The organism is Luteibacter mycovicinus, assembly GCF_000745235.1.
GTDB classification, from domain to species: Bacteria; Pseudomonadota; Gammaproteobacteria; order Xanthomonadales; family Rhodanobacteraceae; genus Luteibacter; species Luteibacter mycovicinus.
On the sequence record NZ_JQNL01000001.1, the window covers coordinates 1883476 to 1904456 of the forward strand.

Here is a 20981-nt window from a genome sequence, read left to right on the forward strand (position 1 = left end):
CTCCGGCCCGAATCCCGATGCTCAATCCGCAACAACACGCGGCCGTCGAGTACTGCGACGGTCCCCTTCTCGTGCTGGCCGGTGCCGGCTCGGGCAAGACACGCGTCATCACCGAAAAAATCTCGCACCTGATCTCACGGCGCCACCTGGCGGCCGAGAAGATCGCCGCCATCACCTTTACCAACAAGGCGGCGAAGGAAATGCGCGAGCGCGTGGGCAGGCTGATCTCCGAACAGTCGGCGAAGGCGCTCACCGTGTGCACGTTCCACGCACTGGGGCTGAAGTTCCTGCAGATCGAGCACGATCGCGCGCAGCTGCGTCGCGGCTTCTCCGTGCTCGACGCCGACGACAGCGCCAACATGATCAAGGAGCTTTCGCCCAAGGGCGTCAAGCCCGAGGTGATCCAGGGCATCCGCAACCTGGTGGGCAAGGCCAAGAACGGTGGCCTGACACCCGAAGAAGCCATGGCCTCGGCGCGCAGCCCGCGCGAGATCGAAGCGGCGACCATCTACGACCTGTACCAGCAGCGCCTGGCCGCCTTCAACGCGGTGGACTTCGACGACCTGATCCGCCTGCCTCTTCGTATCCTCGAGACGGACGACGAGGCGCGCGCGATCTGGCAGGAGCGCCTGCGCTACCTGCTGGTCGACGAATACCAGGACACCAACGACGCGCAGTATCGTCTGCTCAAGGCCATCGCCGGCCCCAAGGCACGCTTTACCTGCGTGGGCGACGACGACCAGAGCATCTACGCGTGGCGCGGCGCGAACCCCGAGAACATCGACCAGCTCGGGCGCGATTTCACCAACCTGCGCGTGATCAAGCTCGAACAGAACTACCGCTGCGCCAAGCGCATCCTTCGCGCGGCCAACCAGCTGATCGCCAACAACCCGCACGTCCACGAAAAGAAACTGTGGAGCGACCACGTCGAAGGTCCGCCCATCCGCGTACTGGAATGCAAGGACAACGACCACGAAGCGGAACGCATCGCCTCGATCGCCGCGAGCCTGCATGAAAAGTACAAGGACAAGGGCATCCGCTGGGATGACTTCTGCATTCTGTACCGCGGCAACTTTCAGGCGCGCGTGATCGAGAAGGCGCTGCGTCTCGCGCGCGTCCCGTATCACCTGAGCGGCGCACTGTCCTTCCTCGATCGCGCGGAAGTGAAGGACATCCTGTGCTACCTCCGCCTGCTGACCAACCCGACCGACGACGCCGCGTTTCTGCGCGTGGTCAACGTACCCAAGCGCGAGATCGGCGCCACGTCACTCGAAAAGCTCGGCCAGATGGCGCAGGCACGCAATGCCTCGCTGCTCGACGCCGCGCGCAGTGACAGCGCGTTGAAGAACATCGCGGCCCGCCCCGCGTCGGCACTGGCCAGCTTCGCCCGCCTGATGGACGAGCTGCGCAGCCACGCCGTGCACGAAAGCGCGGCCGACCTCGTCAACACCGTCATCGAAAAGACGGGTTACGGCGCGCAGATCGCGGCATCCACCACGGACGAAGTGCTGCGCGAGCGCCGCCTCGGCAACCTTCGCGAACTGGTCGACTGGTTCCGCGCGATGGGCAAGGACGGCGGCCGCACCGGCGATATCGCCGCGCAGCTCGCACTGCTCAGCCACGCGGATCGGGACGACCCGGGCAATGCGTTGCGCATGATGACGCTGCATTCGGCGAAAGGCCTCGAGTTCCGTTTCGTCTTCATTGTCGGCTGCGAAGACGGCACGCTGCCTCACGAAGGCGCGATCGACGAAGGCCGTCTCGATGAAGAACGACGGTTGATGTATGTCGGCATCACACGCGCCAAGGAAATGCTGACGCTGTCGTTCTCGGCACGCTCGCGCAAGTACGGCGAGGTGCTGTCCAACGATCCGAGTCGCTTCCTCGACGAACTGCCCCAGGACGATCTGCACTGGGATGGCAAAGACCCGGATGCGGATGCCGAGGTAAAGAAGGAAGCGGCCGATACGCATATCGCGCGCATCAGGGCGATGCTGGCGGGCGGTGGATAACAACTGCGAATCCGGCAGGTCGTTCGAGGCGAAGCTGATGTACCGCGTGGATGGCCGCCAGATAACGTTAACCGGCGAACGCATGGAAGAAACGAAAGATGAAGACAGGTATTTTGCTAGCCCTGTGCATGACGGTTCTTACGTTTGGGACCTCCGCCTTCGGCGCTGAAAGTCTTACGGCTCAGGCAATGCGCCGCAGTGCGCCGAAAGGAATCACAGAAGCGCTCTATGCGTGCGTTGATAACGCCGGCCTCGACCAGGCACTGCTTGGAAAATGCCTCGCGTCGGAGCGAAGTATCCAGGACGCTCGTCTCAACAAGGCCTACGGGCAGTTAATGAGGAAGCTGGACGACAGAACCAGGGAGGCCGTCAAGGTAGCCGAGCGTGCATGGCTGGATTTCAACGTCAAAACGGTAGCTGCCGAGACTGCCATCGGCGGCACTAATCAGGTCGCCAATGTTGACGTAGCCAACGCCGAGCTATTCAGGTACTGCGAGCGCGCGAACGTTCTGGAAAATTATTTATTTTCCATCGGCGACTAGCTAGCCTCGGTTTCAGGGAAGGAGCGGATCAGATAAGCCGCTCCGCCTCCAGCTCGCTCTTGAGGTAGGCGTAGTAAATCGGAGCCGCCACAAGACCCGGAATACCGAACGCCGCCTCGAACACCAGCATCGCGATCAGCAACTCCCACGTCCGCGCGCGAATCTGCCCGCCGACGATCTTCGCGTTGAGGAAGTATTCGAGCTTGTGGACGACCACGAGGAAGACCAGCGCCGCGACGCCCACCCAGAGTCCGACGGACAGCGCCGCGACGACGATCAGCGTATTCGAAATCAGGTTGCCCGCGACCGGCAGCAACCCGACGACAAAGGTCACCGCCACCAGCGTTTTCGCCAGCGGCACATGGATGCCGAGAATCGGCAGAGCCACCAATAGGAACAACGCCGCGAGCGCCGTGTTGATCGCCGAGATCTTCAGCTGGGCGAAAATGATGTTGTGGAAGGCCTGAGCCAGGCGCATCGTGCGCGTCGAGAGTTCGAACGCCAAGGGCTTGGCCGGACGGCCACCGGCCCCGTGCGATACGGCAACGATCGCACCCAGCACGAGACCGATCAGGATATGCGCCATGACGCGCGCCGCGGTCGTGCCCACGAGCTTCAGGTCGCCCGCGTGCTCATGCGCCCATCCCATCCCTTGCGATCGGAAATTGTTGAAGCTGTCCGGCAGGCGAGTGGTCAGCCACGCCGGCAGCTGCTCGTGTGCCTTGTCGAGCAAGGGCACCAGCTTGCTGTCCCACAGTTCCTGGGGATCGCCGATATCGCGCCGGTAGAAGCTGAGCGCCGCGAACACCAGCAGGATGATCGCCCCGACCACGATGATCGTGACGACACCCACGGCGATCGGGCGCGCACGCTCGCCGGGGATCACCCGTCGGATCAACGGCGTCAGCGCCTCGACGACCTCATAGACCAGCAGGCCGGCCAGGAGGGCCGAAACCAGGTGCAGCATCAGCACGCCCCACAACGCCAGCGCCGCGAGGACGTAGGTGGCGATGCGGACGGCGCGGGAATCTCCAGGCGTGCGGATCATACGGAACTCCTTGAACTGGCGGCGATTCCACCAGCAAGGAGATGAACGTCAGATCAAGCGTTCCGCTTCGAGTTCAGACTTGAGGTAGGCATAGAAGATGGGGGCCGCGACCACGCCGGGCAGGCCGAAGGCGGCCTCGAACATCAGCATGGCCACCAGCAGCTCCCAGGCGCGGGCCCGGATCTGGGTACCGACGATACGTGCGTTGAGGAAGTACTCCAGCTTGTGGATGACGATCAGGAAGACCAGGGCACCCAGGCCGACGTACAGGGACACGGACAGGCCGACGATGGTGATCGCCGTGTTGGACAGCAGGTTGCCGATCACCGGCAGCAGGCCGACGATGAAGGTGACGATGATCAGGGTCTTGGTCAGCGGCAGGTGCACGCCGCACAACGGCAGGATGCAGAGCAGGTAGATCGCCGTGAACGCGGTGTTGACCAGGGATATCTTGATCTGCGCAAACACGATGTTGTGGAACGCGTCCGCCAGGCGCGCGCTGCGGAGCGACAGTTCGGCGGCGAACGGCCCCACCTGATGCGTGGGGCGGGTGCGGCTCAGCGCGACGATGGCGCCGAGGATCAGGCCGATGAGAATATGCACGAGTACGCGCGCCGCCTCCTTCCCAGCGAGCTGCAGTGTCACGGCGTGGGAGCGCGCCCAGTCCATCGCCGTGAAGCGCAGCGCTTCGACGCTGTCGGGCAGACGATCGACGATGGCCGCCGGCAACTGCTGGCGCGCCCGTTCGACGAGCGGCATCAGGCGATCCTGCCAGAGCTCCTGCGGGTTGCCGATCTCGTTGCGGAAGAAACTGATGCCGCCCAGGATCAACAGCGTGAGCAGCCCCACCACGACCACGCCTATCACCGCGACGGCGAGCACGCGCGCACGGTCCCCGGGAAGGCGACGTCCCATGAGCGGCGCCGTGGATACGACCATTTCGTAGACGAGCAGGCCGGCAAGCAACGCCGGCAAGAGCCGCAGCAGGAGAATGAGCAACAGTCCGACCGCGGCGGCGACGTAACTGGCGATGCGCACGGCGCGGGTCCGTGGGGTGGAAGCGTCCATGGACGACCTCGTCGTGTGTGAGACCGCAGTCTGTCAGTACGCGGGGCCACAGCGCCAGAGGCGTGCGCCTCGTCGTCAGGCTGTCGTAAACTCCGTGGAGAATCGCCGCCCCTCGGGTGCCGATACCCGATCCACAAGGGGTTTTGATGATGAAGTTCGCTCCGGTCGCGCTCGCGGCCGCTCTCGCCCTCGCGGGCTGCGCGCAGGCGCAGCGTCCCGCCGCGTCCACACCGACGGCGGTGTCGGCGCCTGCCGCCGCCGTCGAGGCACCGGCCACGGCCGGCGTCGCCGCCGACGACAATCTCAACGCGGTGGCCTGGTCCCAGCGCGCCAGCGAGCACGACTTCATCTACGTGCAGACGTTCCGCAATGCACAAGAGAAAATTCTCAAAGCGAAGCAGGATCCAAACTGGGACGCCCTGCCCCGGGACGACCGCGCGGTGCACCCCTCGCTCAAGGGCCTGAAGCCGGCCGTGATCCTCGACATCGACGAGACCGTGCTGGACAACTCACCCTATCAGGCGCGTCTCATCCGCTCCGGCGGTGAATTCAACGAGGCCGCCTGGGCCGACTGGTGCAGGGAAGCGGCCGCCCGTGCGCTGCCCGGCGCGGTGGAGTTCACCCGTTTCGCCGCGGACCACGGTGTCGCCGTCTTCTACGTCTCCAACCGTGCCAAGGATCTGGACGAGGCAACCCTCGCCAACCTGCGCTCGGCCGGCTTCCCGGTGGCCGGCAAGGCATCGTTCCTGGGCCTCGGAACGTTTGTCGAAGGCTGCGAGCAGGCCGGCAGCGAGAAGAGCTGCCGCCGTCAGCTGGTGGCGAAGAACTATCGCGTGCTGATGCAGTTCGGCGATCAGATCGGCGATTTCACCAGCATCCCCGGCAACAAGGAGGAAGGCCGGACCAGGGCCATGGCACCCTACACGGCATGGATCGGCGAACGCTGGTTCGTCTTGCCGAACCCGACCTATGGCTCATGGGAGCCCGCTTTGTTCGACAACGACTACGATCTGCCCCGTGCCGAGCGCCGCCAGAAGAAGATCGACGCGCTTCGCATCAAGTAAAATCAGATACTTAGATGGATGTTTGTGACGTATTGCTTTAGCAATGTCGTCCAACTATCATCCCTCTCGCCGAAACCCGTGGCGCCAAAAGCAATGCGGGCAAGGCCATTTCCCTTTCCGGCTTCGGGCTGGATAACCCCGTGAGACGATGAGTCTCCGGGGTTTTTTCTTGTACGCTCCCCGTCCCCGCTGTGCCGAGACGCGAGAAGCCCTCCCCTATGCGCCGCCCCCTCCTGCTCGTACCGGTCCTTCTGGCCCTGCTTGCGCTTGTCGCCGCCTGCGACAAGAAAAAAGCGGAAATGGCCGGCACGCCCGGCGGTGGCTCACCCGAAGACGCCACACGCGAGTCGCTCGCCCTGATCCGCGACGGCAAGTTCGACCTGTTCTGGAAGAACGCGCTCCCGCCGGCCGACTTCGACAATCTGCGCAAGGACTGGCCGCGTCGTAACGAAGCGGAGACGCCGATGGATCCGGACGACCGCGCCAAGTTCGAGGCCGGTGTGAAACGCCTGACCGATCCGGACGCGGAGAAGAAGCTGTTCGCCGACCTGCGGCCGACCCTCGTACGCTTCGATCGCGACTATAAAGACCAGATGCCCCTGATTTCCGGTGTGGGCCAGTCGATGGCGCTCACGGCGATCGATCAGGCCAAGGACCTCACCGTGCCGCAGAAGCGGCAGCTCCGGGAGGCGGTCAACGTCATCGCCCCGTGGACCCAGACGGTGGCCTGGGGCGATCAGGCCCGCGCGAAGGAAGCCATCGGCGTGCTGGTCGACACGGCCCGCAAGGCTGGCCTGTCCACGCCTGACGCGCTGCACCAGATGACGTTCGAGCAATCCATGGCGACATGGTCGACCGCCTGGCTCGGCTTCAAACGCCTGCTCGATGTCTATGGCCTGTCGGTCGACAAGAGCTTCGACTCCGTCAGCATCGATACACTGGAAAACAGCGGTGGATCGGCGCACGTCACGATCACCTACACCTTGCTCGACAAGCCGATCCAGACCGACGCGACCCTCGTTCTGCTCGATGGGCGGTGGTACGACAGCGATCTGCTGCAGCGCGTCCGCGACGACCACGCGCGCCTTGCGCCGCCGGCGCCATCGGCCACCGCGCCTGCCCCGGCGAGCACGGTCGCTCCTCCCACGCGAAGCCCAGGCGCACCCGTCGCGGTCGCCCGGGGCCGCTGAAGCCGTACAATCCCACGATGTCAGAAATTCCGATGAGTGCGGATCCGCACGTCCATGTCGCCCGTTCGCCCTGGTGGTTCAAGCTGCTGGGGCGGCTTCTCGAACCCTGGGTGCGGATCAAACGCGAGCCCGCCGAACCCGCCGTATTACTCAGGAGCGGGGCGGCCGTGTGTTACGCCATCGAGCGCGATGGCACCTCGGACGCGCTGATCCTGGAGCGCGCGTGCCGCGAGGCCGGCCTGCCGAGCCCGATGCAATTGCTCGATCTGCCGGGGCGCCGCCGTCGCTCGGTGTTCTCGCTCAGTCGCCGTCATGGCTGGCTGTTCGGTCGTACGGATGCCCGTGGTCCGAAGGAACCCATTGGGCAGCTCATCCGGGCGATTGAGGACGATCCCTCGCGCGACATCCAGATCGTGCCCGTCTCCATCTACGTGGGTCGCGCACCCAACCGTGAGAGCGGCTGGTTCAGCGTGCTCTTCGCCGAGAACTGGCTGGTCGTCGGACGCTTCCGGCGCATGCTGGCGCTGCTGCTCAACGGACGCGATACGGTGGTGCACTTTTCGGCGCCCGTATCGCTGCGCTCGGTGCTCGACGAATCGCGCGGTCTCACGCCGGAACGCCTGACGCGCAAGATCGCCCGCGTGCTGCGTACGCACTTCCGTCGCATCCGCGCGGCGGTCATCGGTCCCGATCTGTCGCATCGACGCACCGTCGTCGACGCCGTGCTCAACACCGAGCCGGTGCGCGACGCGATCGCCGCCACAGCGAGCAAGGAAAACATCACGCTGGCGAAAGCGCAGCGCCGCGCACGGGATTTCGCCCTGGAGATCTCGGCCGACTATTCGCATCCCGTCGTGCGTTCGTCCTCGTTTCTGCTCGCGAACTTCTGGAACAAGCTCTACGACGGCATCGCCATGCACCACTTCGACAAGGCACGCGCCGCCGCGCCGGGTCATGAAGTGATCTACGTGCCCTGCCATCGCAGTCACACCGACTACCTGCTGCTTTCATACCAGCTGCATCACTCCGGGGTCGTGCCGCCGCACATCGCTGCCGGCGTCAATCTCAACCTGCCCGTGGTCGGACCGATACTGCGTCGCGGCGGCGCGTTCTTCCTGCGTCGCAGCTTCAAGGGAAACGCGCTTTATTCCGTAGTGTTCAACGAATACCTCGCGCAGCTGGTTGATCGCGGCGTTCCGCTGGAATACTTCATCGAGGGCGGCCGCTCGCGTACCGGTCGCCTGCTTGCCCCGCGCGCTGGCATGCTGGTGATGACGCTGCGTGCGTTCCTTCGTGCGCCGCGCCGCCCCGTGCTGTTCCAGCCGGTGTATATCGGTTACGAGAAGCTGATGGAGGGCAAGTCGTACATCGGCGAATTGTCCGGCAAGCCCAAGGAAAAGGAATCGCTGCTCGGGCTGATCCGCGGACTCAAGGTGCTGCGTCAGCGCTATGGCCACGTCACGCTGAACTTCGGTGAGCCCATCGAACTCACCCCGATGCTCGATGCCGTCGCACCCGACTGGCGCGCGACGACCGCGGATCCGGACGTCAAACCGGAATGGATGAACAGCGTGGTCGACGATCTCGCCGACCGCATCCAGATCAACATCAACCGCGCAGCGGACGTCAACCCGATCAACCTGCTTGCGCTCGCCTTGCTGGCGACGCCCAAGCACGCGATGGCGGAAAACGACCTGCTCGCGCAGCTCGAGCTGACCAAGGCGATGTTCATCGAACTGCCTTATTCGGATCGCGTCACGATCACGCCCATGAATCCACAGGGCATCATCGCGTACGGCGAGCAGATGGGCTGGATCCGTCGCGTCAGGCACCCGCTTGGCGACGTGCTGGTCACCGACGACGAGCAGGCGGTGCTGCTCTCCTACTTCCGCAACAACGTTCTTCACCTCAATGCGGCCGCCGCCTGGGTGGCGGCGTGCTTCCTCAACAACCGCCGCATGTCCCGTTCGTCGGTCATCCGGCTGGGCAGGATCATTTATCCGTTCATCCAGGGCGAGCTTTTCCTGCCCTGGGATCAGGACGGTTTCGCCACGCAGATCCAGGAAACGATCGAGTTCTTCGTGCGCCGCGGCATCCTCGAGTCCAGCGCCGAAGGCCGCGTGCTCGAACGCGGGCCCGGCCAGGACGACGGCTCCTATCAGCTGCGTGTCATCGCACGCAGCATGTTGCAGGCCTTCGAGCGTTACTACATCGCCATCGCCGCGCTGGTGAAGAACGGTCCGCACACGATGAGCTCGGGCGAACTCGAAACCGCGTGTACGCTTACCGCTCAGCGCCTCGGCCTGCTCAATGAGCTGTCCGCGCCGGAGTTCTTCGACAAGGCGTTGTTCCGTGGATTCATCCAGAAGCTGCGCGAGGTGAAGGTCGTATGGACCGACAACGCCGGCAAACTCGACTTCAGCGACGCGCTGGAAGACATGGTGCGTGACGCACGCGTCATCCTCGCTCGCGAGGTGCGCCATTCGATCCTGAAGATCACCCCCGGCGGCGAAAACGACCGCGATCTCGACGCCCGCCCGCCGAGCGATCCCGGCGAAACCACCGCCGAGTCGCTGCACGAGCGGCACGTGGCGAACGAGACGATCCGCCACCGGGAACATCCGGCGGAGTAAGCGCCGACACGCTGTCGCTCTCAACGGGGACAGATGTCGGCGGGCGGTGTGCTTAACCTTTGCGCGGGATTCCCCACGCAAAGGACGCACCATGGATACGACTCCACCGCAGGCGCCGCCTGCCGTCGTCAGCAGCACCCAGCAGGAGGCCATCGATGCCCTCCAGCGATTGACAGACGCCCAGACATGGCTAGGCCGGCAGCAGGATGCGTTGCCGGTACTGCCCGCGTCTCTCATGATCGAGAGCCGCGACGCCTATCTCGCCGGGCTGGATGCTTACTGGCGACAATCCGTCGACGATGCGCCGGGAACGGCTCCCGTGACACGTGTCGCCGCACTCGCCACCCGGCTTGCGGCGATCATGCGCGACGAAGCCATCGTTCGCCGTAGCGACGACACGCTGGGAACGCTCGCCGTCGAGCTCGCCACGCGCTTCGCGCGCTCGGCCGACGGCCTGCCGCCGCCCGGCATGGAGGCGCGCTCGCTGCTCATCGGCGATGTCGCCTGTGCCGGCGCGGTTGTGCTGCTCGACAGCAACCACCCCGACATCGTCCTTCGCTTCCTGCCCGATCGCGGGTGGGATGCCTTCGCCAGCCTCGAGCAACTGCATGCGCAGACCGAGACGATGATGCGCGAGCGGCTTGCCGCCCAGCGAAAACTTCCGGGATTGCGCGCCGACGACACGCAGCGCGTGATCGCCAACGGGCGGTTCGTGGGATCGGCTCCCATCGAGGGTCCCGTGTTCGATGCGATGGCGCAATCGCTCGTCGCCCTGCAGAGAAGTGAACTCACGGACGCCTGGCCATCGTCGACCGATGCTCCCACGCCGGAGGCGGTGGCCGACGAAACCTCGTCCGCGCTCGATCTGTCGGTAACAGTCGACGTCTTCGCCATCCTCGGCCAGCGCGAGACTCGCCTCGCGGTGGCGCTGAACGAGGAGCGGCTCGCCCGTGTGCCGGCGGACGTGGCACAGGGCTGGCGTGACGCCGTCAGCGCCTACCGCCACGCCAGCGCGCGCTCCGGTGACGCCACGCGACAGGATGGCGAGGCACCGTCGACGCTGGCCACGTGGACGCGGACGGAACTCGCGTCCGCGCTGGCTTCCCGCGGTTTCCCGATCGACCCCGACGATATCGGTATCGAAGCCTCCGGAAGCGAAGCGCTTACGGTCCCCGCGCTGGGGACCGCGCCAGCCGACCCCGTTACGCGCATGAGTCTGGCCGCCTTCGCCTTGCGCAACACCGGCCACATCGATGCACGACGCCTTCGTGTCGTCTCGACCGCCTTACCCGACGGGGTGCGAGCGCCCGACATCGCTACCATCAGGGATATCGCACGCCGTCTCGATCTCGCTCCGCGTTATGAGGCTTATCTGCGCGCACGCATGAGCGACCCCGCCGGACGCGCGTTCCGCCAGTCGACCATGCGCCTGCAGCAGGCGCGGATGCGTGTCGAAGCGGCGTCCGCGCGCATGGCGACCTACCTTCGCGGCGAGACACCGGTCTTCCTCGACGACCACGAGGAGCGCGGCTATCGCCTGGTGGAAGCCGTACTCGACGCTCCCTCCGCGGCGGCGCGCCGTCGCGTCGGCGGTCACCGTGTCACGGTGCGACAGCTGGTCTATCGCGGCGCCGCTGTCAGCGATGTGCTCATCATCGGCGTGCACGATCCGGCAAGTTCACCGCGCGTCGTGATCTACACCCCCGATGCACCCGATGGCCGGCCTTTTCACGAATTCAGCGACCGTGCGACAGCGGGACGGCAGCTGTTCTATGCCAAGGCGTTCGAGCAATACCTGTTGCAGCGGCTGCCGGCGGAATTCAGCGAGCCCGTGCCCCAGGGGGGCGGACGTCGGTTCCGCATCTCGGAGGCGACCCGCCGTTCGCACTGGGTGCTGTCGGCCGCCGGTGACGGCCGTGGCACCCTTACCGAGGCCCGGTTCGAGGAACGCGACGTCGACGGCGACGTCCGTACCGCACTCTTCGACGCGGAGGTGGAACGCCAGGCCCGTGACGTCGCCTGGATCGGTCGAAGCACGGACCAGGCGGACAGGGAGTCGATCACCGCCACGCTGGCGGTCGTTCTGCGTGCGTTTCGCGGCCCGGAGGCACTGGTCGAGGACTCGCTCAGCGCTGTCGGCCAGGCGCTGCGTGCCACGTGGCGCTTTTACGATAACGTCAAGGCGGGTGACCGCCGCCAGGCGTTCGTCGATTTCACCGAAGCCTACACCGCATCGCTTCAGGTCGCCGGCTGGGGAGCGGGATTCGGCAAGGCGCTGCGCCCGCGCCTGTCGCTGCGTCCTCCAGCAGGCGGGCTGCGCAGCCTGGATGCCGGCCTCCGCCTGACGGACCCGCGTCAGCGGCTCGATCCTCGTTACGCGGCCCGGGATGTCGATCTCTCCGGCATACCGTCCGACGCTCTCGGCGTGCACCGGCTAGACGGCCGGCGCTACATCCGCCAGCAGGAGTCCGTCTTCGAAGTTCGCCATGACGCGGCCTCGGGTACGTGGCGGCTTGCCCGCCCGAACGCCCTGGATGCGGCTTTCGCAGGCCCGGCCATCGAGCCGGTGGCCTACGGCGGCTGGCGCCTGCGCACAGGTGTGGGGCTAAGGGGCGGCTGGGTGGACGACGCGGCATTCCCGCAACCCGCCTCGCGCGGCGTGACCGGCCAGGAACTTGCCGGTCTGAGCGACTTCCAGCGCTGGACGTTCGAGCAGTCGTTCGCACAACGGCTGCGCAGCGCGGGAGAAGCCAATCTGATCGTCTGGGATGTCACGTCGCAGCCGCACCCCCGCTTCGTCACGCTGCGCCAGCGGACGGCGTGGAACGACGCGCTCCGCACGGCCCGCGGCGCACCGACCGAGCCGCTGCCGCTCGGCGCGCAACCGGGGCCCGGCGCCTCGTGGCGCGTGCTGAGTCCGGGCGAATGGCCGAATTCCCTGTTTCACTACCCGGCGGGCTTTTACGGCGCCCTCGGCAACGGGTCGCAGGTGATTCCGCTGCAGGTGTCGCCGGGCACCGGGCTGCGCGGCCTGCCGGCGACACGCACACCGCCCGCGGCACGCGTCGCCGGGATGGCCACGGGCAACGTGCCGGGTGCGCGGTCACAGGAGTGGGTGGAAGTGCACCTGGACCGCTACCGGCACCGTCCGGGACCGAACGGCAGGCCGACCATCCGGGTGATCGAGGATCGTCGTGGCGCGGAAATCACCTATGTGATCCAGCCCGACACGGGGTTCTCCATCAACTTCCTCGGCCTTGAGCCGGGCGACTTCACCGCGGGACGCCAGGCCTTGCCGTGACCGCGCCCGCCGCTTCCCGACGAGCCCTGCGCTCGCCGGGGGGCGGCAACCGGGGTACCATCGCCGGATGGAAAAGACCGATACCACCCACTTTGGTTTCCGCGACGTGCCTGTCGCCGACAAGCAGAAGCTCGTCGGCCAGGTGTTCACCTCGGTCGCCCGAAACTACGACCTGATGAACGACCTCATGTCGTTCGGCATCCACCGCCTGTGGAAGCGCCATTTCGTGGCGGTGAGCGGCGTGCGTCGTGGTGACCGCGTACTCGATCTCGCGGGTGGCACGGGGGATATCGCCGCTCTGCTGAAACCCGTCGTGGGCGACGATGGTGAAGTGGTGGTCGGCGACATCAATGCGGCGATGCTCGGCGTCGGCCGCGATCGCCTCACCGATCGCGGACTCGTCTCCGGCTTGCGCTGGGCGCAAATGAATGCCGAGGCACTGCCGTTTCCCGACAACAGCTTCGATGCGGTGACGATCGCTTTCGGCCTGCGCAATGTCACCGACAAGGACAAGGCGCTGGCGGACATGCATCGCATTCTCAAGCCCGGCGGCCGCGCGCTCGTGCTCGAATTTTCCAGGGTGCAGAGTCCCGTCCTCTCGAAACTCTACGACGTGCATTCGTTTCGCATCCTGCCCCGCCTGGGCAAGCTGTTCGCCAACGATGCCGACAGCTATCAGTACCTGGCGGAGTCGATTCGCAAGCATCCCGACCAGGAAACCCTGAAAGGCATGATGCTGAAGGCCGGCTTCGGCCACGTGGAAGTTCGCAACCTGACGAATGGCATCGTCGCCATCCATCGCGCTTATAAGCTCTGAAAGCGCGGGGCTCGTTCTGACGAGGTTTATTCCGACGCGCTCGCTGTCGCGGCGCTGACCGGAAGTCGGTGAGCACGGGGACATATCTCCGTACGGCGACTGCCTAACCTTTGCGTGATATCCCACGCAAAGGACGCACATGGACATGACCCCGCCGCAGGCACCCCCTGCGATCGTCAGCGACGCCTCGCAGGCGAGCATCGACACCGTCGCCCGCCTCGACGCAGCGCAGGCCTGGCTGATCGCGCAGCAGGATTCCCTGCCCGTACTTCCCGACGCTCCCGACGTGGATGGCAAGGCCGCGTTTCTCGGCGCCTTGCATGCGCACTGGCAGGCCCCGGTCGACGGTGCGCCCGGCATGGCCCCGGGGACGCGCGTGAGCGCCCTTGCACAGCGCATGGCCGACGTGGCTCGCGACGACGGCGCCCTGCTACGCGACGACGGCACCCTGGACGCCGCGGCGGCGGACCTCGCCATGATCGCCTCGCGCGCAGGCGGAGCCCCGCTGCCCGCCTCCGTGACGATGAGTGAGCTGCTCGTCGGGGGCAGTGCCTATGCGGGCGCTTTCGTCGTCAAAGACGGCAGCCGGCCCGACCTCGTCCTCGCCTTCACGCCCGACCGTGGATGGGAACGCTTCGACGGTGTGGAAACGCTCCGGCAGGTGCTCGACCATCGCTTGCGCCAGGCACTCGCGTCGGGTCATGGCCTGGTCGCCGTCGACGACGCCTCGCCGCTCGTGCTCGGCGAGGGCGTGGCGGTAAGCGAACGTCCCCTGGGCGAACAACCTTTCGCACGCCTCGCGGAACGCATTGTCGCGACCCAGGCCGGGAAGATCGGCAGCGCATGGGATCGGTTCGCCGCGGGCGACTGCGACGTCGCCGGTCTGGTGGACCATGTCACCGCAGCCTTGCGCCTGTCGTCCTACGTCGATGTTCACGCTGCGCTCGATCAGCGCGACATACGGCTCGCGGAAGCGATCGACGAGGCACGTCTGCGCGACGTTCCCGTCGCCGTGCGCGACGACTGGTATCGCGCCCGCGCCGATTACCGGAACACGATGCAGGGCATGGGCGAAGCGAGGCGCGGTGAAGGCATGACCGAGGCCCTCTCGCTCGACGCCTTCGTGCGCGCGCAGCTCGCGGCGCGGCTCATACCGCTGGGCATCACGGACGATCCATCCACCCTCGCGGTCACCATGGCGGACATGCCGACCGGCGATCCGATCGCCACGCTGTCCATGCTGTTCGGCGGAACGCAGGGGCGGAAGGTGCCGCTGGTCGCGCTGGCGTTGCGCAATATCGCGTCGCATGGCCTGTCCGTGGGCGCGGTATCGCGCGAGGACGGGCAGCCACTGTCCGTACCCCTGAACGGTGCGGCGCTCGCGACAATGATCCGCGAGCTCGACGCGGGGCGGCGCTACGCGGAATACCTCGAATCGCGTCTGCGTTCGACACCGGCCGGAGCGACGTCGCGCGATTTCGCGATCGCGTTGCAGCAGGCGCGGATGCGGTTCGAAGCCGCCGACGCGCGGATCGCCTATTACCGCCGGGACGAGCCGCGAAGCTTCTACGACGATCAGGGCGAGTTCGGCTACCGGCTGCTCGCCGCCGCGCTCGATGCGCCAACGCCAGGACGGCGCGCGAAGGTACTCGGTCACGACGTCGTCGTTCACCAGCTCACGTTCAAGGGCGTACCTCTATCGGACATGGTCTTCGTCGCCCCGCGTGACAGCCGTGCCTCGTCGCGTGTGGTTTTCTATACACCCGACGCGCCGGATGGTCGCACGTATCGCGAGTTCGCTTCGCGCGCCGAAGCGGCACGGGAATTCCTGCTCAATCCCACTTTCGAAAGCTACCTGCTCGACCGGCTTCCCGCGGAATTCGCGCAGACCGAGCAGAACGGCAGCCGGCGGTTCCGCATGAGCGACGGTTCGCGTCTGGCGAACTGGGTGTTGTCGCAGCAGGGAAATGCGGGCCAGTCGCGCATGGACAGTCCCTTCGAAGAGCGCGAGATTCACGACGATTTCCTCAAGGCCATGTACGACGCCTCCGTCGATCACATGCTGCACGATGTGCGCGCGGGGTCCCGGACGACCGGCGAGGCCGATGCCGAGGGGCGTCAGGCCGTACTCGCGTCGCTCATGTCCGTCATCGCCTGGCAGGAACGCGCCGTCGCGCACACCGTGTCCAGCGTCGTGCAGTCGGTACCGCGCACGTTCCAGGCGTCCTGGCGCTTCTATGACAACGTCAGGGCGGGCGACTACTCGCAGGCTTACCTCGACATCGTCGATGGCTATACCTCGGCGCTGAACGTCATCGGCCTTCGTCCGGTGCTGCCACGCGTCGCCGGTGCGATGGTACGCGCACGGGCTTCGTCCACCCTGCTTACGCCGACGCGGCGAAGCATCCCCCGGGCCGACGCCGTGTTCGAGTCACGCTTCGAGGTCACCGTCGATCTGGCGGGAGCGACGCGCAGTTCGGAAGGTTTCCACGTGACGGGCGGGCGGCATTACCTGCGCCAGCATGACAAGGTCTACGGCGTCCGCTACGACCGCGAACACGCGACCTGGCGTCTCACGCGCGCGGGCGCACCCGATGCGAACTTCACGGGGCCGGCGATCGCCCGCTCGCCGGACGGCGTGTGGACGTATCGGCGTGACGTCGGCCTGCTCGGCGGCGCACCGCATGCGGTCACCCCGGAGATGCACGTGCTGCTGCGCGACCGGGGTCTCACCGATCCGGAGGTCGGGGCACTCAACTTGGCCCAGCGCGACATCCTCCTGCGCGAGCTGTCGCGGCTCGCCGGGGGCTCGGACGAGGCGGTCCAGGTGCTTCGCGGCACCGGAACCGCCGCTGTGCCGGCGGGCGCCCACGCATCGACCTGGCGCGAAGCGCTGCGTCTTGCCCGTCACCTTCCCGGAGCCCCCATCAACCGCTCGCTCGTGGCGTCATCCCGACTCGTGCACGACCTCAGTGTGGGCACGGCACCCGCGAACATGGTGGTCGTTCCGCCGTCCGAGTGGCCGGCGACCGTGTGGTATTACCTGCCGCGCGATCAGGCGGACCTGTTCCGGGGCGCTGCCGTCTCGATACGCCAGCACCGGCTGTTCACGCACACCGGGATTCCCGTCTATTCGCACTCGCCCTACACCGCGTTTCCCGGAATCGCCGGCGCCACGTACGGGTCGCTCAAGGGAGCGTGGCTGCGCATCGACCTGCGAACGATCGCCACACGGCAGACCGGGTCGTTGCTGCCTCCATTCGACCTGCTGCGGTACGGTATCGGCGATCCCGGAACCCTCACGATCCGGCCGAGACTGCCGACCGGCGCGCCGCGGGCGGCCCCGCCGAACGTATGGCTATGGGGGAACGAGTTCGAACTCGGCACCTGGCCGCGCCTTCCGCGCTGAAGGCCAACCCGTCGATCCGGTGCGTAACGCGCCGGATCGATCCGGGCATGAATGGCATACTGGGTGCTTCCTTCCACCGGAATCCCGCAATGCGCCTGCTTCCCGTCCTTGCCCTGACCATGACGTTTCCCGTCGTGGCTTTCGCGGCCGACCCGCACTCGTACGCCCAGCCTGACGCCGTCCGCGTCACCCACCTGAATCTCGACCTGAAGCTCGACTTCGGCAAGCGCGAACTGGCCGGCGACGCCACGCTCGATCTGGACTGGAAAGATGCCAGGGCGAAGGATCTCGTACTCGACACGCGCGACCTCAAGATCGCCAGCGTCGACGCCGTCGATGCGAACGGCAAGACCTCTTCGCTGAAGTTCGCCCTCGCACCGCGCGACAAGGAACTAGGGTCGAAGCTGACGATCCAGGCACCGGCGCACCCCGCCAGCGTGCGTATCGCGTACACGACCGTGCCGGAGGCCTCGGGCCTGCAGTGGCTGACGCCCGAGCAGACGGCGGACAAGAAGCAGCCCTTCATGTTCTCGCAGTCGGAGTCCATCCACGCCCGTTCCTGGGTACCGCTGCAGGACTCTCCCGCGATTCGCTTCACCTACGATGCGCACATCAGCGCACCGAAGGACGTCCGCGTGGTGATGAGCGCGATCAACGACGCGAAGCACCCGCTGAACGGCGACTTCCGTTTCGACCAGCCGCATCCGATCCCCTCGTACCTGCTGGCCATCGCGGCGGGCGACATCGCGGTGAAGGAAACCGGACCACGCAGCGCCGTTTATGCCGAACCCAGCATCGTCGGCAAGGCCGCGCACGAATTCGAAGACACCGAGAAACTGATCGCCACGACGGAGAAGCTGTACGGGCCGTATGCGTGGGGTCGCTACGACATCCTCGTGTTGCCGCCGTCCTTCCCCTTCGGCGGCATGGAAAACCCGAACATGACCTTCGCCACGCCGACGGTGCTCGTCGGTGACAAGAGTCTCGTCTCGCTGGTGTCGCATGAGCTGGCCCATTCGTGGTCGGGCAACCTGGTGACCAGCGCCGCGTGGCGCGACATCTGGCTCAACGAAGGTTTCACCACCTACGTACAGGGACGCATCACCGAGGCCGTTTACGGCAAGTCGCAGGCCGACGAGGAAGCCCTGCTTTCCGCTCGCGAACTCGAAAAGACGATCGGCGCCATGCCCGCCAACACCCAGAAGCTCACGCCGGACGCACGTGGCGTCGGCGCGGACGACTCCCTTTCCTCGGTGGCCTACGACAAGGGGTCGTGGTTCCTCCGTACCCTGGAGCAGCGTTTCGGCCGCGACACCTTCGATGCCTATCTGAAGGGCTACTTCGCGCACTTCGCTTTCCAGAGCATCGACACCGACACGATGTTCGCGTATCTGAAGGCCAACCTGCTCGATAAGTACCCGGGCAAGATGAGCGAAGCCGAGGCACGCGCGTGGATCTGGCAGCCGGGCATTCCGAAGAACGCACCGCTGCCGACCTCCGCGCGCTTCGACGGCATCGACAAACAGCGGGATGCTTTCCTGGGCGGTACCCTGGCGGCGGACAAGCTCGAGGCGAAAACCTGGAATACCCAGGAATGGATGTACTTCCTGGATCGAATGCCGGACGTGCCGCCGCTGGCGAAGATGAAGGAGCTGGACGCCGCCTGGCATCTCACCGGTACGCCCAATGCCGAAATCGGCATGCGCTGGTATGCCCATGCGATCGCCGCCGGCGACAAGGACGTCTGGACCGCCGCGGCCGAACACATGACCCGGATTGGCCGCCTGTACCTGACGACGCCGGTCTATCGGGCGTTCGCGCGGACGCCGGAGGGTCTCGCATACGCGAAGGCAACCTACGCCAAGGCGAAGAGCGGCTACCACCCGATGACGCAGCAGGCGGTGGAGCGCATCCTCGCCGGGACGTCGAAAAAGAACTGACCGCAGGTTCCTGCGCGCCGCTCCGGCGGCCGCGGGGCTTGCATCCTGCTCCCACGCCCCGCATCTTGCGGGGCGTCCTTCGTTCCAGGCTTCCGATTTCATGGCAAAGACCACCATCCCGGCCACCACCACGTCGCGCCCCCTCTGGCAGCGCCTGTTGCTGCGGCGACTCAAGTTCCTCATCGTCGTCGCGGCGGTGCTGGGCGTAGGGGCCGGAGGCGTCTACCTGTTCGCGCCATCCCTGTTGCTGAAGGCGGACGCCGCGCGTCTCGCGATGGCGGCACACATGGAGGAGAAGCAGGTCGTGGCGGGCGATACGACCTGGTCTTACTACGAGGGGGGAACCGGCCCCACCATCGTGCTGCTGCACGGCTTCGCCGCCAACAAGGAAACCTGGCTGGAAATGGCCAAGGGCCTGACCGATCACTTCCATGTCGTCGCACCGGACCTGCCCGGCTGGGGCGAATCGTCGCGCAGCGACAACGGCGACTACGGCATTCCCGCACAGGCGGCACGTATCGAAGCGTTCGCGGCGGCGACGGGACTGCAGCATTTCCTGCTGGTTGGCCAGTCGATGGGCGGCGCGATCGCCGGTGTCTACGCAAGCGAACACCCGGACCGGGTCGCGAGCCTCGTGCTGATGAGTTCGCTCGGACTGACCTTCAAGGACAACGACTTCGTTCGTGACGTGAAGGCCGGCAAGAATCCGTTCCTGCTCAAGGACCGTGCCGACCTCGAAGCCCTCCTCGCGCGGATTTTCCTCAAGCCACCGCATATTCCGGGGCGTCTCGAGGACGCGATACTGGACCGTAACGCGAAGGACCACGAGTTCATCGCACGTACGTTCGCCCAGCTGAAAGACCCCGCGCAGGCCTACGCGCTCGATCCCGTCATCGGCACATTGCCCATGCCGGTGCTCGGCATGTGGTGCCGGGACGACAAGATCATCGACGTCTCCGCACTGGATACGCTGCGCAACGGTCTGAAGAGCTCGCCAGCCATCAGCGTGACGATCATGAATGGTTGCGGGCACATGCCGATGCTCGAAAAACCCGATGAGACGGCGCGGGTCATCACGGGTTTCGCGCTGGCGCATTGAGGTGGCTTGTCATCGCCAGCGAGCCTGGCGATTCAGTCCGCGACGTCGGCCACCAACCGGTCCAGCTGCATCTTCAATCCGCTGCCATGCGCGCGGAGCCAGTTCCGCTGTTCCTTCCAGTCCGGGAAAATGCCTTCGACCCAGTGCCAGAAGCGCGGTGAGTGATTGCGCACCTTCAGATGACACAATTCATGGACGAGCACATAGCGTAGGGCCGCGGGTGGCGCCAGCGCGAGGGCGAGATCCAGATTGATGCGATCGCGCGTATCCAGACTGCCCCAGAGACTTTTCAACGGGCGGATCTTCAAGGCGGTGGGCGACGCGTTGATCATCGGGATATAGGCCGGCAGCCAGCGCGAGACGTCCTTTCGGATCTGTGCTTCGAAGTGGGTGGCAAGCAGACCGCGAGCCACGAGCAACGCCCGCGTGTGCGGACGTGGAATGACAAGGGTGAGGCCGTCCGCCGTCTGATCCACGCGGGGATAGGGACCCTCGGCCCAGTCAAGCGCGATTTCTTCGCCGCGGAACGGGAACGTCGTCGGCACACCGACTTTCAGGCGCGGAAGCGGCTCGGCATCGAGGTGAAACTCGCCAAGCTTCTGCTCGAGCCAGTCGGCATGATGACGGAGAAAGGCCGTCATCTGCGCCGTGTGCGTACCGTTGGGATAGGTGAGGCGGGCACCCTTGGGGGTGACGGTCAGGCGCAGCCGACGCGCGCGCGGGTGCGCCGACTTGAGCACGCGAATCGTGCCTCCGGTCGGCGTCGACAGCTCCAGCCACTCACTTTCTTCCGATGCCATGTCGCGAGTCTCTTTTCGATCCCGACGAACATCCCACCAACCCATATCAATTCCTGCG

Annotated in this window: 13 protein-coding genes; 10 read left to right on the forward strand and 3 right to left on the reverse strand. The window is 65.9% G+C overall.

Translation table 11 applies throughout. The annotated features are described in order from the left end of the window. Positions 1 to 17: 17 nt before the first annotated feature. Both FA85_RS08475 and FA85_RS08480 read left to right on the forward strand, forming a co-directional pair. A complete protein-coding gene (locus tag FA85_RS08475) occupies positions 18 to 2012 on the forward strand; it encodes a UvrD-helicase domain-containing protein (RefSeq protein ID WP_036109700.1) in 1995 nt (664 codons plus the stop codon). Positions 2013 to 2110: 98 nt separating this feature from the next. After that, positions 2111 to 2554, forward strand: coding sequence for a lysozyme inhibitor LprI family protein (locus tag FA85_RS08480; RefSeq protein WP_036109697.1), 444 nt, complete (start codon positions 2111 to 2113; stop codon positions 2552 to 2554). Positions 2555 to 2582: 28 nt separating this feature from the next. On the opposite strand, the gene FA85_RS08485 is transcribed toward FA85_RS08480, so the two are convergent. Together FA85_RS08485 and FA85_RS08490 are read right to left on the reverse strand one after the other, a co-directional pair. Continuing rightward, positions 2583 to 3602 (reverse strand): AI-2E family transporter, encoded by a 1020-nt coding sequence (locus FA85_RS08485; RefSeq protein ID WP_036109694.1) that lies wholly within the window; start codon positions 3600 to 3602, stop codon positions 2583 to 2585. A 48-nt stretch (positions 3603 to 3650) separates the two neighbouring features. Further along, positions 3651 to 4670: an AI-2E family transporter gene (locus FA85_RS08490; RefSeq protein ID WP_036109691.1), complete on the reverse strand. Its 1020-nt coding sequence runs from the start codon at positions 4668 to 4670 to the stop codon at positions 3651 to 3653. 146 nt (positions 4671 to 4816) lie between these two features. On the opposite strand from FA85_RS08490, the gene FA85_RS08495 reads away from it, so the two are divergent. The 8 genes from FA85_RS08495 (at position 4817) to FA85_RS08530 (ending at position 20123) form a co-directional block, all read left to right on the forward strand. Then, positions 4817 to 5734, forward strand: coding sequence for a 5'-nucleotidase, lipoprotein e(P4) family (locus FA85_RS08495; protein WP_036109688.1), 918 nt, complete (start codon positions 4817 to 4819; stop codon positions 5732 to 5734). Between the two features lie 218 nt (positions 5735 to 5952). Beyond that, on the forward strand, positions 5953 to 6924 hold the full coding sequence (locus FA85_RS08500; RefSeq protein WP_051943223.1) for a hypothetical protein: 972 nt from the start codon (positions 5953 to 5955) through the stop codon (positions 6922 to 6924). A 17-nt stretch (positions 6925 to 6941) separates the two neighbouring features. Further along, positions 6942 to 9557, forward strand: a complete 2616-nt coding sequence (plsB, locus tag FA85_RS08505) for a glycerol-3-phosphate 1-O-acyltransferase PlsB (RefSeq protein ID WP_428977040.1) — start codon at positions 6942 to 6944, stop codon at positions 9555 to 9557. Between the two features lie 91 nt (positions 9558 to 9648). After that, entirely contained in the window at positions 9649 to 12858 is a 3210-nt protein-coding gene (locus FA85_RS08510) for a dermonecrotic toxin domain-containing protein (protein WP_036109687.1), read from the forward strand. 67 nt (positions 12859 to 12925) lie between these two features. Next, positions 12926 to 13675 carry a bifunctional demethylmenaquinone methyltransferase/2-methoxy-6-polyprenyl-1,4-benzoquinol methylase UbiE gene (ubiE, locus tag FA85_RS08515; protein WP_036109683.1) on the forward strand — a complete coding sequence of 250 codons (750 nt, stop codon included), beginning with the start codon at positions 12926 to 12928 and terminating at the stop codon, positions 13673 to 13675. 139 nt (positions 13676 to 13814) lie between these two features. Beyond that, positions 13815 to 17084, forward strand: a complete 3270-nt coding sequence (locus tag FA85_RS08520) for a dermonecrotic toxin domain-containing protein (protein ID WP_036109680.1) — start codon at positions 13815 to 13817, stop codon at positions 17082 to 17084. Between the two features lie 89 nt (positions 17085 to 17173). Beyond that, positions 17174 to 19024: a M1 family metallopeptidase gene (locus FA85_RS08525; protein WP_036109676.1), complete on the forward strand. Its 1851-nt coding sequence runs from the start codon at positions 17174 to 17176 to the stop codon at positions 19022 to 19024. Positions 19025 to 19124: 100 nt separating this feature from the next. Continuing rightward, entirely contained in the window at positions 19125 to 20123 is a 999-nt protein-coding gene (locus FA85_RS08530; protein ID WP_239739751.1) for an alpha/beta fold hydrolase, read from the forward strand. Between the two features lie 32 nt (positions 20124 to 20155). Here the strand turns inward: FA85_RS08530 and FA85_RS08535 are convergent, their stop codons facing one another. Then, positions 20156 to 20923 carry a M48 family metallopeptidase gene (locus tag FA85_RS08535; protein WP_036109673.1) on the reverse strand — a complete coding sequence of 256 codons (768 nt, stop codon included), beginning with the start codon at positions 20921 to 20923 and terminating at the stop codon, positions 20156 to 20158. Between the last annotated feature and the right edge of the window lie 58 nt (positions 20924 to 20981).

Excerpts from the sequence above, each read along its gene's own strand:
- FA85_RS08475 (WP_036109700.1), top strand. The coding sequence starts at position 18 with ATGCTCAATCCGCAACAACACGCGGCCGTCGAGTACTGCGACGGTCCC.
- FA85_RS08480 (WP_036109697.1), top strand. The coding sequence starts at position 2,111 with ATGAAGACAGGTATTTTGCTAGCCCTGTGCATGACGGTTCTTACGTTT.
- FA85_RS08485 (WP_036109694.1), bottom strand. The coding sequence starts at position 3,602 with ATGATCCGCACGCCTGGAGATTCCCGCGCCGTCCGCATCGCCACCTAC.
- FA85_RS08490 (WP_036109691.1), bottom strand. The coding sequence starts at position 4,670 with ATGGACGCTTCCACCCCACGGACCCGCGCCGTGCGCATCGCCAGTTAC.
- FA85_RS08495 (WP_036109688.1), top strand. The coding sequence starts at position 4,817 with ATGATGAAGTTCGCTCCGGTCGCGCTCGCGGCCGCTCTCGCCCTCGCG.
- FA85_RS08500 (WP_051943223.1), top strand. The coding sequence starts at position 5,953 with ATGCGCCGCCCCCTCCTGCTCGTACCGGTCCTTCTGGCCCTGCTTGCG.
- plsB (WP_428977040.1), top strand. The coding sequence starts at position 6,942 with ATGTCAGAAATTCCGATGAGTGCGGATCCGCACGTCCATGTCGCCCGT.
- FA85_RS08510 (WP_036109687.1), top strand. The coding sequence starts at position 9,649 with ATGGATACGACTCCACCGCAGGCGCCGCCTGCCGTCGTCAGCAGCACC.
- ubiE (WP_036109683.1), top strand. The coding sequence starts at position 12,926 with ATGGAAAAGACCGATACCACCCACTTTGGTTTCCGCGACGTGCCTGTC.
- FA85_RS08520 (WP_036109680.1), top strand. The coding sequence starts at position 13,815 with ATGGACATGACCCCGCCGCAGGCACCCCCTGCGATCGTCAGCGACGCC.
- FA85_RS08525 (WP_036109676.1), top strand. The coding sequence starts at position 17,174 with ATGCGCCTGCTTCCCGTCCTTGCCCTGACCATGACGTTTCCCGTCGTG.
- FA85_RS08530 (WP_239739751.1), top strand. The coding sequence starts at position 19,125 with ATGGCAAAGACCACCATCCCGGCCACCACCACGTCGCGCCCCCTCTGG.
- FA85_RS08535 (WP_036109673.1), bottom strand. The coding sequence starts at position 20,923 with ATGGCATCGGAAGAAAGTGAGTGGCTGGAGCTGTCGACGCCGACCGGA.